Origin of the sequence: Salinibacterium amurskyense, assembly GCF_002797685.1 — a bacterium.
GTDB lineage: Bacteria > Actinomycetota > Actinomycetes > Actinomycetales > Microbacteriaceae > Rhodoglobus > Rhodoglobus amurskyensis.
Map to the genome: position 1 here is coordinate 293,116 of NZ_PGFH01000001.1, position 12,991 is coordinate 306,106.

13 protein-coding genes are annotated in these 12,991 nt (G+C 62.1%); 4 read left to right on the top strand and 9 right to left on the bottom strand.

The window, feature by feature from the left end:
• Position 1 precedes the first annotated feature (1 nt).
• Positions 2 to 1,048, bottom strand: a complete 1,047-nt coding sequence (locus CLV85_RS01425; protein WP_100387831.1) for a hypothetical protein — start codon at positions 1,046 to 1,048, stop codon at positions 2 to 4.
• Between the two features lie 95 nt (positions 1,049 to 1,143).
• Between CLV85_RS01425 and CLV85_RS01430 the strand changes: the two genes are divergently transcribed.
• Entirely contained in the window at positions 1,144 to 2,442 is a 1,299-nt protein-coding gene (locus tag CLV85_RS01430) for an ATP-dependent DNA helicase (RefSeq protein WP_100387832.1), read from the top strand.
• 87 nt (positions 2,443 to 2,529) lie between these two features.
• Here CLV85_RS01430 and CLV85_RS01435 read toward each other — a convergent pair whose 3' ends face one another.
• The 7 genes from CLV85_RS01435 to CLV85_RS01465 form a co-directional block, all read right to left on the bottom strand.
• A complete protein-coding gene (locus CLV85_RS01435; protein WP_229820410.1) occupies positions 2,530 to 3,423 on the bottom strand; it encodes a carbohydrate ABC transporter permease in 894 nt (297 codons plus the stop codon).
• On the bottom strand, positions 3,420 to 4,301 hold the full coding sequence (locus CLV85_RS01440) for a carbohydrate ABC transporter permease (RefSeq protein ID WP_100387833.1): 882 nt from the start codon (positions 4,299 to 4,301) through the stop codon (positions 3,420 to 3,422). Before CLV85_RS01440 ends, CLV85_RS01435 begins: the two co-directional genes overlap by 4 nt.
• An 83-nt stretch (positions 4,302 to 4,384) precedes the next feature.
• Positions 4,385 to 5,653 (bottom strand): ABC transporter substrate-binding protein, encoded by a 1,269-nt coding sequence (locus CLV85_RS01445; RefSeq protein ID WP_100387834.1) that lies wholly within the window; start codon positions 5,651 to 5,653, stop codon positions 4,385 to 4,387.
• A gap of 2 nt (positions 5,654 to 5,655) precedes the next feature.
• Entirely contained in the window at positions 5,656 to 7,077 is a 1,422-nt protein-coding gene (locus tag CLV85_RS01450) for a protein O-GlcNAcase (protein ID WP_100387835.1), read from the bottom strand.
• Positions 7,074 to 7,832, bottom strand: coding sequence for a sugar isomerase domain-containing protein (locus CLV85_RS01455; protein WP_100387836.1), 759 nt, complete (start codon positions 7,830 to 7,832; stop codon positions 7,074 to 7,076). The genes CLV85_RS01450 and CLV85_RS01455 overlap by 4 nt, the downstream gene beginning before the upstream one ends.
• Entirely contained in the window at positions 7,829 to 8,752 is a 924-nt protein-coding gene (locus CLV85_RS01460) for an N-acetylglucosamine kinase (RefSeq protein ID WP_100387837.1), read from the bottom strand. Before CLV85_RS01460 ends, CLV85_RS01455 begins: the two co-directional genes overlap by 4 nt.
• The gene (locus CLV85_RS01465; protein WP_229820407.1) at positions 8,752 to 9,492 is read right to left on the bottom strand and encodes a GntR family transcriptional regulator; all 741 of its coding nucleotides are present in this window, start codon (positions 9,490 to 9,492) and stop codon (positions 8,752 to 8,754) included. Before CLV85_RS01465 ends, CLV85_RS01460 begins: the two co-directional genes overlap by 1 nt.
• Positions 9,493 to 9,702: 210 nt before the next feature.
• Here CLV85_RS01465 and CLV85_RS01470 point away from each other — a divergent pair, with 210 nt between their 5' ends.
• Genes CLV85_RS01470 through CLV85_RS01480 form a run of 3 tightly spaced genes read left to right on the top strand, consistent with a single transcriptional unit; the run spans position 9,703 to position 12,272 of the window.
• On the top strand, positions 9,703 to 10,296 hold the full coding sequence (locus CLV85_RS01470) for a GNAT family N-acetyltransferase (RefSeq protein WP_100387838.1): 594 nt from the start codon (positions 9,703 to 9,705) through the stop codon (positions 10,294 to 10,296).
• Positions 10,293 to 11,309: a Gfo/Idh/MocA family protein gene (locus CLV85_RS01475; RefSeq protein ID WP_100387839.1), complete on the top strand. Its 1,017-nt coding sequence runs from the start codon at positions 10,293 to 10,295 to the stop codon at positions 11,307 to 11,309. Before CLV85_RS01470 ends, CLV85_RS01475 begins: the two co-directional genes overlap by 4 nt.
• A 51-nt stretch (positions 11,310 to 11,360) precedes the next feature.
• Entirely contained in the window at positions 11,361 to 12,272 is a 912-nt protein-coding gene (locus CLV85_RS01480) for a TerC family protein (RefSeq protein WP_100387840.1), read from the top strand.
• Between the two features lie 51 nt (positions 12,273 to 12,323).
• On the opposite strand, the gene CLV85_RS01485 is transcribed toward CLV85_RS01480, so the two are convergent.
• Positions 12,324 to 12,971 (bottom strand): biliverdin-producing heme oxygenase, encoded by a 648-nt coding sequence (locus CLV85_RS01485; protein ID WP_100387841.1) that lies wholly within the window; start codon positions 12,969 to 12,971, stop codon positions 12,324 to 12,326.
• Positions 12,972 to 12,991 lie beyond the last annotated feature (20 nt).

Consider the following 12,991-nt stretch of genomic DNA (forward strand, 5'->3'; position numbering starts at 1 on the left):
GCTAGTTGGGGTACTGCGCGGTGATGAGCAACTCATCCTCCGGCATAAACGTCACGAGGTAGCTCGCGGTGAAGTCGACGTCTTTATCAAAGGTGGAGACCGAGCCATCGAAAATGGAACGGACATCGACCTTGAGGTGTGCCGCGGCATCCGTAGCGGGCATAAGCCAACTTCCGGCAGAAGCACCGGGAACGAGCGTGACCTCGGGGTAGGTTGCCATGCTCCACTCGGGCGTCGTGACGATGCGGTTAGCCATGGGCTGGCCGAACGGGCATCCGGTGGGCAAGAGAACCACCTGAGTGGCGCACTCGTCGAGGTAGTCGTTCACTTCGCGCTGAACCTGCGCGACCATGGCGTCGTTGGCGACAACCTCGAGGCGCGCACGCACGGTATCGCCGGGGGTGACGGCGGAAACCCGGATGGGGTCTGCAGTGAGGAACGTTGAGGTGTGGCTGATCTCGAAGCTGCTGGGGGTGAGAACGACGTACGGCGCGGGAGTGTCTTGCGCCGGAGCCACAAACTCGGCGCCATTGGCGGTGAAGCTCTGGGCGTTGGCGACGGTGAGGCGCACGATGGTCAGCGGAGTACTGACGAACTTCCAGTCGGCGAAGACTCCGAAGCGGGTGCCGTCGCGTTCCACCGTGAAAGCTGAGCTGGTGGTGTTGCCGTCGAGGTCATAGACGAAGGTGACCGTCTCGGTACCGTTTGCGTTGACCTTGCGGTCGGCGAGTGCGATGTTTTCGATCGTGCTGAGCGCGGACGGGCGAAGCAAGTCGTGGGATCCGGCCAGCAGCATCGACCCTGCACCGGTGGTGTCGATCGGGGTTGCACCCGAGCCGTCGTCAGAGGCGACAGCGTGATCGTCAGCCAAGTGGATGTCGGCAATCTGCAGTGCCGATGCCATGTCGTGGCGGGCGAGAGCGCCGAGATAGCTGCGCACGAAACCATTGGCACTGAAGAGCGTGGAATTCACGATCAAGACAGTCGTGATGAAGGCAGCAATGATCAGCCCGAGCACGATAGACCAGGTGACAAGCTCGCGACGCATTCACACATCCTAAACCGCTGAGGTGAGAGATACGCCGCACACAGAATGCGGCGCGCAGGCACAGTCGAGACCACGAGCAGCATTAGGGTGATTGAGTGTCCGAAATAACCCTCTCGCCCGAGCAAGCAGCCGTCTTCGCTGCGATCGAGACGACGCGCGAGAACCTGTTCGTTACGGGGCGAGCCGGCACGGGTAAATCGACGCTCCTCAATCACTTGGCGCACAACACGTCGAAGCAGATTGTGATCTGTGCGCCCACCGGTGTTGCCGCTCTCAACGTGGGCGGGCAAACCATCCATTCGCTGTTTCGGCTGCCGATCGGCGTTATTGCCGACCACGAGCTCGAGCAGACCGACCAACTGCGCAAACTACTCAACACAATCGAGACCCTCGTTATCGACGAAGTATCGATGGTCAACGCCGACCTTCTCGATGCGATTGACCGCAGTCTGCGTCAGGCTCGGCAGCGCAAGAAAGAGCCCTTCGGTGGCGTGCAGGTCGTGCTGTTTGGCGACCCGTACCAGCTTGCTCCGGTTCCGGGAGATCCGGATGAGCGGGCGTACTTCGAAGACCGCTACCGCTCTATCTGGTTCTTCGATGCCCTCGTGTGGCAAGAGACCGACCTGACGATTTACGAACTCACGAGCATCCATCGCCAGCATGAGGATGAGTTCAAATACATGCTCAACGCCGTTCGTCACAACGGTGTCACCGCTGAGATCGCGGGCCGCCTCAATGCGGTAGGTGCTCGCCCCGCGCCCAACGACGGCACCATCACGCTCGCGACGACGAACAGCACTGTGACGCGCATCAACGCTTCGGCACTCGCCCGGCTGCCCGGCCGAGTGCTCACGGCGAAAGCTGAAATCTCGGGAGAGTTTGGCGGGCGCGCCTACCCGGCTGATGAGGCGCTCGAGCTCAAGGTCGGCGCGCAAGTGATGTTCTTGCGCAACGACACTCAAGAGGGCGGCACTCAGCGCTGGGTCAACGGCAGCGTCGGCACCGTCGTGAAGATCGCTGACACCGTCTGGGTCGAGGTCGATGGGCGCGACTACGAAGTGAAGCCCGCCGTCTGGGAGAAGTTCAAATACTCCTACTCAGCGCGCACGAAAGCGCTGCGCAAGGATGTCGTGGCCGAGTTCACGCAGTTTCCGCTGCGCCTGGCGTGGGCCGTCACGATCCACAAGTCGCAGGGCAAAACCTACGACAGTGCGATCGTGGATCTCGGGCCTCGCTCGTTCGCTCCTGGTCAGACCTACGTGGCGCTCAGTCGTATCAGCCGCCTTGAAGGGCTGTACCTCACGCGGCCGTTGCGCCCGAGCGACATCATCGTGGATGAGAACGTGGTGCGCTTCATGTCGCGCTCAAAGCCCATTCCCGCGATTCAGGCGTAGAGGTTTGGCCTGCGCTCCCCCATGTTGGGATCGCACTCCCCTGCTGCGACTGCCGCAGATTTACGCTGCCGCTACTCCACTCTCCCTCTACTTCACGCTGCCGGCCGTGATGCCTTCCACGATCTGCTTGTTGAAGACGATATAGATCACGATCATGGGCAGTGTCACGATCGAGAGCGCCGAGAACAGGAGTCCATAGTCGGTTACATACCGGCTGGAGAATGCAAGCAAGCCGGTCGGAATCGTCTTGAGCGCGTCATCCTGAATGTAGAGCAGCGCGAGCAAGAACTCGTTCCAGCTCGAGAGCGCCGAGAAGATCGCCACTGTCGCCAGACCGGGGCGAAGGAGCGGGAGCGCGATCGATCCGAAGACGCGCAAGTCACTCGCTCCGTCGATGCGCGCAGCTTCGAAGAGTTCGTTGGGCACGGCATCCAAGTAGACCTTGAGCAGGTACACGGCCAGCGGTAGCCCCATGGCGGTGTAGGGGATGATGAGTGCCCACCGCGTATCGGTAATGGCCAGCTGGGTGAACATCGTTGACTGGGCGATGAAGTACGACTGCAACGGCAGCAGAAGCCCGAGAGCAAGTAACCCCATAAGCAGGTTACGGCCGCGGAAGCGATACCGACTGAACGCGAAGGCGGCGGCCGCCCCAAACAGCAGGATGCCCAGAACAGAAGTCCCCGTGACGATGATGCTGTTGAGCGCGTACTGGCCGATGTGGCCGATCTCGAAGGCCTCCACCCAGCGCCCAAAGTCGATCTCGGTCGGAAGGGCGAACGGGGTCGCAAAAATGGCGGAGTTCGACTTGAAGCTGGAGAACACCATCCAGAGCATCGGGAAGAAGAACACGACGGCGATGACCGCGAGGGCGCCAGTGAAGAGCACATCGGGAATGCGCAGGGGAGTTTTGCGTCCCGCGTGATGCTTGCTGCCTGACGCTCGCTGCGAGGATGGCGCTTTACGTTCGGTCAGGCTCATGAGCGCACGTCCTCTGGCTTCTCACGATTGACTCGCGTGAAGACTAGGCCCAGCGCCACAACAACAGCCGTGAGCACGACCGCCATGGCGGAGCCGTAGCCAACATTCTGGAAAGTGAATACTGATTTCACAAGGTAGGTCGTCGGGATCTCGGTGGCACCGTAAGGCCCGCCGTTGGTCATGACGTAGAAGAGGTCAAAGCCTTGGAAACCGCCGGTGATGCAGAGCAGTAGGGCGACGGTAATCGCATTGCGGATCATCGGCACCTTGATGCGGCGAAATAGCTGCCATTCGTTCGCACCATCGAGCCGAGCCGCCTCGATAACCTCCGTAGGCACCTGGTTGAAGGCCGCGTAGAAGATGGTCATGTAGAAACCGGCATATACCCAGCCGGAGACCACGCTGACAGCGAGGAGCGCGGTTGCCGGATCGCCGAGCCACACTCGCTGAAGGCTGTCGAGACCGAGGGATTGCAGCGCTGCGTTGAGAAGACCGAAGTCATTGTTGTAAACGAAGGCCCACAACACGGCAACGACGACCATCGGCAACATGACCGGCGTGAAGATTGCCACGCGGAACCAGAGCGAGCCGCGCCGGTGCACGCTCACAAGTCCGGCAAGAACGAGGCCCACTACGACCTCCAACACGATCGTGATGGCGATGTAAATGAGCACGTGCACGAAGGAGTCGCGGAATAATACGTCGTTTGCGGCCTTGATGTAGTTGTCGATGCCGACAAACACCATGGTGCCGTAGCCATTCCATTCCGTGAAGCTGTAGGCGAAGGTCATGATCACGGGGAAGAGCACAGCGAAGCCGAAGACCGCCATGGCGGGCACCAAGAACAGATACGGGGTGGCCGTACGGTTCGCCTTCATCGGTGGATCCCTTCGAAAGAAAGAACTGGTCGTCCGCCTTCGGGTGACGGACGACCAGCAGTGTGGCTAACTAGCGAGGAGTGCTAGCCCAGCTTTTGATCTATGCCTGCAACGGCATCCGCCGGAGAGGTCTGACCGCCGAGCACTTCAGCAAGCGCTGCGTAGAGAGCGTTAGCGGTCTCAAGGTCGTAACCAGTGTCGGGCGGCAGAACAATTGCGGGAGCGGACTCCAGCATGTTGATGAGGCCAGCACTGCGCGAGTCGATCTCCTCACCCGAGGATGCGGAGAGAGCCATCGGAGTGAGCTCAGCACCGATGAACGCCTGAACGTTCTCCTCGTTGTTGAGCAGGGCGAGGAACTCCGCAGCGAGGTCTTGCTTGTTGCTCTTCGCGTTGACGACGTAGCCGGTAACGACACCGATCACGCTCTCCTGGTTGCCCTCACCGGGCATCGTCGGAAGGTTTACGTAATCGAAGTTGAGGTCAGGCGCCTCGTCGATGGCCCAGCTCACGAGCCATGAGCCGATGGCGTGCATGGCGGCTTTGCCTTGGAAGAAGAGCTGAGCACCCTCGTTGTCGTCGACAGCGTTCGCGCTTTCGTTGACGCAATTGTGGTCAGCGAGCTCTTCGACGTAGCCAAAGGCTTCAACCCACTCAGGAGTGTCGAAGTCTGCCTCGCCCGACAGTGCCGCGCTGTAAGCCTCTTCGCCAACAACGCGCGAGGTCAAGTGGGCGAGCCAGTTACCCGCGGCCCACAGATCCTTGTTGCCGGAAGCGATCGGGATGATGCCTTCTGCATCAAGGGCGTCACACGTGGCGAGCAGCTCATCCCAGGTGGTGGGAGGCGTGAGCCCGGCATCCGCAAAAATGTCTTCGTTGTACCAGAGCACATTGGCAACGTCGGCCGCGTGCGGCACCATGACGATCTCGCCGTCAACGGTGAGCGAACCGAACACTTCGTCATCGAACAACCCGGCAATGGGGCCGGATGTCACAGCATCGCTGAGGTCGGCAGCGAAGCCATCAGCGGCGCGTTGCTCGAGTCGAGCACCGGCCCACTCGAAGTAAATGTCGGGAGCATTGCGCCCGTTGAGCAGGTTCGGGAGCCCAATGGTTTGGTACAGGTCGTCGTCTTGATAATTCATCTCGACGGTCAGATCGGGGTTCGCAGCCTCGAACTGAGCCGCCACGTCATCCCAGACACGGATCTGAGCTTCACCAGGGGAGCCCATCGCGATGCGGAGAACGTTGTCGTCGGAACCTCCTCCGCCGGCTGAACAACCGGTGAGGATCAGGGCTGAGGCGCTGAGAGCAGCGACAGCAGCGAGAGTCTTCTTTCTCGTGACGGGCATGATCATTCCTTTGCTGTAGGTGATGCAGTGTCGGGTGATGCAGTGCGGGGTCGTGCGGGTGGAGCAGGTGATTCGGGTGGTGAACCCCCGGCGGAAACGAGCTCCGCCAAAGTCATATCGAGCAGATCGCCGAAAACTCGGCGGCGAGCGGCGCGCAGCGCATCGAGGAAGGGACGAAGCCGCGACGGGCCATCGGTGGCGAGCCGGCCTGAAGCGGCGAGCTGCGCGACCTCCACGAGGGCGTGGGCGCCCACACGGAACGACTCGAGCCACGGGCGAACTTCGTCAATGAGCTTCTGGTTGGTCACCGGGCCATCAAGCAGCCGATCAGCGCTGCGCACCATCGAATCTGCAATCGTGAGCAACTCGGATGCCGCGGCGGCGGGATCGCCGTACTCCGACTCAAAAGTAAAGCGCTCGAGGGCCTCGCCCAGGGCGGGAGCGTCGTCAGCCGAGAGGCACGAGGAACGAACCGTGTCGGCGAACATGCTGAAGTCTTCGGCGTTCTCGGGACCAACGACATCCAGAATCGCTTGCTTCCAGCTGGCCTCGGGGTCGTAGCCCGCGGGGTCGCGCAGATAGTCGGCGATCGTAGCGAAGGGAATCTTGGAGGACTCGAAGAGTTCCATGCCGTTGGCGATGATGCCGGTCGAGAAGCGGTGCAACTGCGGATCACGGCCGCGATAAGGCCCGATGTGCAGCTCATGGCCCATCGCGACATCGTTCACGGGATAGTTATCCCAGTAAGTAGCGGGGCGACCAGTGGCGCGGGCAAAAACAGCGGCATCGGCGAGATCGAGCGTGGCTGAGCAAATGGCGCGACCCGTCCAGAAAAGGTCGATGCGCGGGTCAATGCCGAGCCCGAGCCGGCTGATGTACTCCTCATCGCCGCAACCCCAGTACTGCGTGGGGCACACGGTGAGCTGAGTACTTGCGTCGAACTGGGCAAACACGCGGCCAATGACTGACTGGTGAGCGGTGACGAGATCGGGGAAGGTAGCTCGGTCGGCTGGATGCTGCAGCCGGGCCGGAATGTCATCCAGCAACAGTCCGAAGCTGGTGACGCCCAATTCGCGCACGGAGTCGAACTTGGCGAGCAGCATCGCGATGTCGTCATCGCTGGAGTACTTCATCGTGAGCCCGGGGGAGAGGCAGTACATGAACGTCATGTCGTGCGTGGTGCAGCGCGCGATGAGTTCGGCCATACGGGCGAGTTCGGCACCCTCGTAGGCAGTGCGCCAGTCGTGCCGTACGAGCGGGTCGTCTTTGGGGGAGTACACGAAGGTGTTCATACCGCGTTCGCCGAGAAAATCGATCAGGTCGAGGCGTTGCTCGTGGCTCCAGGGCGCGCCGTAGAAGCCCTCGATGACGCCGCGGACGGCGAAAGGCGAGGGCGTGGCGCTGACCCGGGAGTGAGTGGTCATGGTGTCGTTATCCGGCCAATGAATCGGTGGTTGCTGACATCGCCGCTGGAGGTATTGCTGCTCTCGTAGATGTCGGGGATCACTCCGGCATCCACAGAAAGCTGAATGGCTTCGGCCATCACGGCGTTGAGAATTGCTGCTCCCACCACAGTAGAGGTCGCAGACACCCGGCTGCTGAGGCCAGCGATGTCCACGGCCGCATCGCCGACGGCGCCACCGTTGTCGATCACGACGGTCGCGAGTTCATGGAGTCGCGGCAGGCTCGTGGGGCGGGCATCGGGGGAGGTGGCGTGAGTGAGGCTCGTGATGGCAATAACGGGAGTTCCGTTCGCCATTGCCAACTGCACGAGCTCTGAGGTCACGGCGTTGCTGCCGGAATTGGATGCCACGATCAGCACGTCATCCGGGGCGATGGGGTGATCGCGCAACAGTGCCTCCGCGAGGCCGGGAAGACGTTCGAGGGAGGTGCTGAGCAGCGCGCTCGTGTGAAGCATCAGTCCTTCAAATAGGAGAGGCTTCACGTTCACGAGGCCGCCTGCGCGGTAGTACAACTCTTCCGCCAACATGTGGGAGTGGCCGGTGCCAAAGATGTGAATGGTGCGCTGCGCGACCAGGGCATCGGCGATGATGCGGGCGGCGGCGAGAATGTTGGCACCCTCGGTGGTGCGCAGCCGATCAACGAGATCGGCTGCCAGTCCCAAGTAACGCGCGGCGGGGGAGTGCGCGTCGAGAGTGGTCGGGGTCGGGTGGGTCATGCGGGGTTTCCTTCTTTCCACACGTGGATGAGGCTGCGATAAAGGTTGTCGGCGTCGCCCGAGCCGATCAGCAGGGCGCCTTCCAGAGCCGAACCGTCGGCGGGCCGGAACGACATACCTTCGGAGGCGAGGTGCTCGACGAGGCGAGCGAAAAGCAGAGTGTTGGGGCCGAGCAGTTTGCCGCCCAGCGCGAGCGGAGCATCCGCTGCCACCCAGGCCACGGCCACTCGAGCGGTGAGAAACAGCTCGTGGGCGGCGTTCTCCACGATGGAGTTGGCAACAGCGTCGCCGTCGCTTGCTGCGGCGAGAACAGAACGCGCGAACTGAGAAATGCGATTGACCGGGCGGTGAGCGCTATGAAGTCGGGCCGCCAAATTGTCGAGCCCCTCAAACTGTTCGGCAGCGCGCGTGGTGAGAGAGGTCGTCTCGCCGCGGCCATCGAGGGCGCGGAGCACCGCTGAGATTCCTCGGCTGCCGAGCCAGAACCCGCCGCCGGAGTCGCCCAAGAGGTAGCCATCGCCATCAACGGTGCGCGTCTCGCCGTTCTCGCGGACCGCAAGGCAGGCCACGCCAGTTCCGGTGTTGAGCGAGACGCCCGCCTCGGCAGAAAGAGCGCCGGCGTGAGAGGTCGCAGTGTCGTTGGCGATCCACACCTCGCTGGCGCCCGTGGTGGCCGACACGAGTTCGGCTAGGCGTGAGAAGGAGGCGGTATCGGCGGGAACAGTCGTGAGCCCCATGATCACACGGTCCACGGGGGCAAACTTGCCGTGGTTCCACGCGGTAGCAACGGCACCAGCAACGGAGCGCATGGTGTCACCTTCGAGACGGCTGACGCCATCCACTTCTACGGTTCCGGGCTGTGCACTGCTCTTGAGTCGGATGCCAGATTGGCCGCCGTCGACAGCGAGCACGCGAAGCATTAGCTGTTCCGAGCCGGATCTGGAGAGAAGGCGCCGCCCGAGACCTGAGCGGTGAGCTGGTACTTGTCGCCGCGGTAGAAGCAATTGGCGATCATGATGATGTTTCCGCGCGCGTCAGAGTCGACCATCCGGATGCGCAAGCAGGCCTGGTTCTCACTAATGGTGAGCAACTCGCGCACTCGTTCGTCGGGCAAAACCGGTTCGATTGACACGTTCGCGGCGCCGGGGGAGACGCGGTAGCGGCTGCTGAGTAGCTCGTACAGGGAACCACCGAGGTCGCTGCCGTTGATTCCGGGAACGAGCGCTTGGGGAATCCAGACGGTTTCGACGGCCATGGCTTCGCCGCTACCGAGGCGCAAGCGCGTGAAGCTGACGACAGGGTCGCCGGGCGCGATCTGAAGTTGGGTGGCCATCGCGGCATCGGCGGGGGCGACGCGGTAGGCGAGCAAGCGTGCGCTGGGCTCGAGGCCGCGATCGCGCATATCTTGTGAAAAAGAGGTGAGCCCGAGCAGTCGCACGAAGGGTTGTGGAGTGACGTAGGTGCCAGAACCGTGGCGGCGTTCAACCAGGCCCTCGGCGACGAGCGCGTCAACGGCGCGGCGGATCGTCATGCGGGCGACACCCCAGCGGGCACTCAAGTCGCGTTCGCTGGGCAGGCTCTTGCCCACCTCTGTCGACGCTACGAGTTCTCGCAATCGCGCACGAAGGGTGTGCCGGGTGGACTCCTCTACGACTGTCACCCTCACATTGAAGCCCATTTTCGCAGCCCAGGTAAAGGGGGTAGTAGACCATTCCGGGGTACATTGTGCCGTAATCTAACCGAAACATTCCCGGTATTACTGCTTAGTTTCGCGATGAATGCGGGGCTAATGACGTGCCATCTAGACCACTATCGATTCAGCGCGGAAGCCACAATGTAGACCAGTTGACGCGACCGATATGGTGATTCCATGAGCAACATTCGGCCCGCGGGACTCTTCGACCTTCCGGGCACGTATCGTGTGTGTCTTCAGACCGCGGATGCCGGGGCCGATGGGAGCGCTCTCTTCACGAATCCTGACCTCCTGGGCCACATTTACGTGGGCCCGTATCTCGTGGGTGCCCCCGATCTCGCGTTCGTCATCGCGGACGAACTCGGAGTCGCCGGCTATGTTCTCGGCGCCGCCGATACCCGTGAGTTTGAACAGTGGCAAGAGCGGGAGTGGTGGCCGGTGTTGCGCGAGCAGTACCCCGCGACTTCCGGCAGCTCGCTTGACGACGAGTTGATTTCTCACCTCCACTCGCCAGTGACAGCACCAGCTGCGGCGGTCGAGAATCATCCCGCCCACCTCCACATCGACCTCCTGCCGCGCGTGCAAGGTACGGGCGCGGGGCGAGCAATGATGGAGACACTCTTTACGGCATTGCGCGCTCGCGGAGTACGCGGGGTTCACCTCGATGTTGGCGATGACAACCACAATGCGATCTCGTTCTACCGCCACCTCGGCTTCGTTGAGTTGGCCCGCGGAGCAGACTCGATCTACCTCGGAATGGAACTCTCGTGATTCTGCCTAACTCCACCGCTACGCCACTTCGAGGCGGCCCCACGCTGCGCTGGGGCGTGCTCGCTCCCGGCGGCATCGCCACCGACTGGGTGGCGGCGATGCACGCCAACACCGACCAGCTGGTTGTGGCCGTGGCGTCGCGTTCGGCCGATCGCGCGGCAGAATTCGCTCAGAAGCACGGCATCGAGCGCAGCTACGGCAGCTACGAGCAGCTCGTTGCCGACCCTGACGTCGACATCGTCTACATCGCAGCGCCCAACGTGTTCCACCAACCGCTGGCGCTGCTCGCGATCGCTGCGGGCAAGCATGTCTTGATCGAGAAGCCCCTCGGCATCGACGCCGCTGACGCCCAAGTCATTGTGGATGCCGCGCGGGCTGCGGGCGTCTTTGCCATGGAAGCCATGTGGACCCGCTTCTTGCCGCAAACCACGATCATCGCGCAGCTCTTGGCCCACGGCGAGCTCGGAGACGTGGCGATGGTCACGGCAGATTTCGGCGCCAACTTTGGGGAACCATCCGGTCAACCTGTCTTCGACCCCGCGATGGGCGGTGGCTCTCTGCGCGACATCGGCATTTACCCGGTGTGGTTCTCGCAGTTCGTGCTCGGTGCCCCCAGCGCGGCTGTGACAACGGGGCGGATGCTCGCGAGCGGTGTTGATGCGCAGGCGGCCATGATTCTCGACCACGCCACCGGTGCCCAGGCCGTGTTGCACACGACGATGCTGGCCGACACCCCCACGGAGGCCCGCATCAGCGGCACGCGCGCTCGCGTTGAGGTGCGCACTCCGTTCTACGCGCCGAATGGCTTTGCTTTCGTGCGCGACGAAGAACGCATCGAGTTCACTGACGGCACGGGATTGCGCGGCCGCGAAGGGCTCGCTTTTCAGACGACGGCGATTGCCCAGCACATTGCAGCGGGGCGAACGGAAGCGCCCGAGCATCCACTCGATACGTCGCTCACGGTGTTGCGCACACTCGACGGCTTGCGCGAGCAGATTGAAGCACAGGGCTAACTTTCTCCGGCTTACTCCCGCAATCGCGGGGCTGTAGTGGAGAATTGACGAATGGAATTCTCCTTCGCCTTTACTCCTGACCTCATCGCGGTCTTTCTCACACTCTTCGTTCTCGAAATTGTGCTCGGCGTTGACAACGTCATCTTCATTTCGATCCTCGCATCGAAACTGCCGAAGGATCAGCAGGCGAAGGCTCGCAACCTAGGTCTCACTCTCGCGATGCTCATGCGCATCGTGCTCGTGCTGTTTGCGGGCTGGATCATCACGTTGAAGGACGAAATCTTCGTCGTCGGCGAGCTGGGCTTCTCGTGGAAAGACCTCATCCTTATCGCGGGTGGTGTCTTCCTCGTCTACAAGGCCGTCACCGAAATACACCACAAACTTGAAGGCGACGAAGAGCACAGTTCAGGCGGTGGCAAGAAAGCGGCCACTTTTGGGTCGGTCATCGCGCAGATTCTGGTGCTCGACCTCGTCTTTTCTCTCGACTCCGTCATCACGGCCGTCGGTATGACAGAAAACCTCGTCGTGATCATCACCGTGGTTGTGCTGTCGTTCGGCATCATGCTCTTCGCGGCGCGCTTTATCTTCACCTTCGTCAACAAGCATCCGACAGTGAAGATGCTGGCCCTGTCGTTCTTGCTCCTCATCGGAGTCTTCTTGATCGCCGAGGGATTCGGCGTCTACATCGACAAGGCCCTCATCTACGCGCCGATGGCGTTCGCGATTCTGGTCGAAGCTCTCAACCTGATCGTGGCGGCCCGACGAGCGAAGCGCGAAGAGCGTAAGCGACGCCCTGTGGGATTGCGCCCGCGGTACGCCGATGTCGACGAATTGATCGCAGTGCACACTGCGCTCACGGGTCGTTCCGGCGCCGGGTCGGTAGGGCTGTCGAAGAAGCCTGTTGAGGGAGCTGCGGATTCCGAAGCTGACGGCGCTCGCGAAGAGCGCGCGGGGCTCGGATAACCCTGCCCAAGGCGGGCCGTGCCGGTTCGGCGACACGACCCGCGCGGCAGGCTAGGCGGCCGCTTTCGCGCGCGACAGGTCGATGAACAGGTCGGTGTTAAACTGGTACGCGGCGAGCACTTCTTCAATGACTCGGTCGCGTTCAGCGTCATCCCACTCGACAGCATCGAGCTGGTCGCGGTACGTGTTTTTGAACTCTTTGGGCTTCGCGATCTCGTCGAACAGGTAGAAGCCGACGCCGTTGGTTTCGAAACCGAACTGGCGTTGCATGATGGTGCGGATGATCTGACCGCCCGAGAGATCGCCGAGGTAGCGGGTGTAGTGGTGGGCGATGAAACCGCCAGCCCAGTTCTGGGCAGCGATTTCGCGCACGCGAGCGGCGTAGGCGGCTGCGGTGGGCAGCGCGGTGATCTGATCGCGCCAGTTGGCACCGATCAAGAACTCGAGGTCGGCTTCGATCGCGGGAAGGCGCGTGAGCTGTGACGTGATGAACGGCGCCGCTACGGGGTCTGTGGAGAACTGCTCGGCGGCCGCTTCGATTGCTTCGTAGATGAAGTAGTGCTGAGCGACGAGGGCGATGTAGTCATCGCGGGTTCCCTTGCCCGTCATGAGGTCTTTCATGAAGTCGGCGCCCTCGCTGTCGCCGTGGCTTGACCAGGTGCGCTCGCGAAGAGCCTGCGAGAACGGAATGACGGCCACGGGGTCTCCTAGCGAAAGCG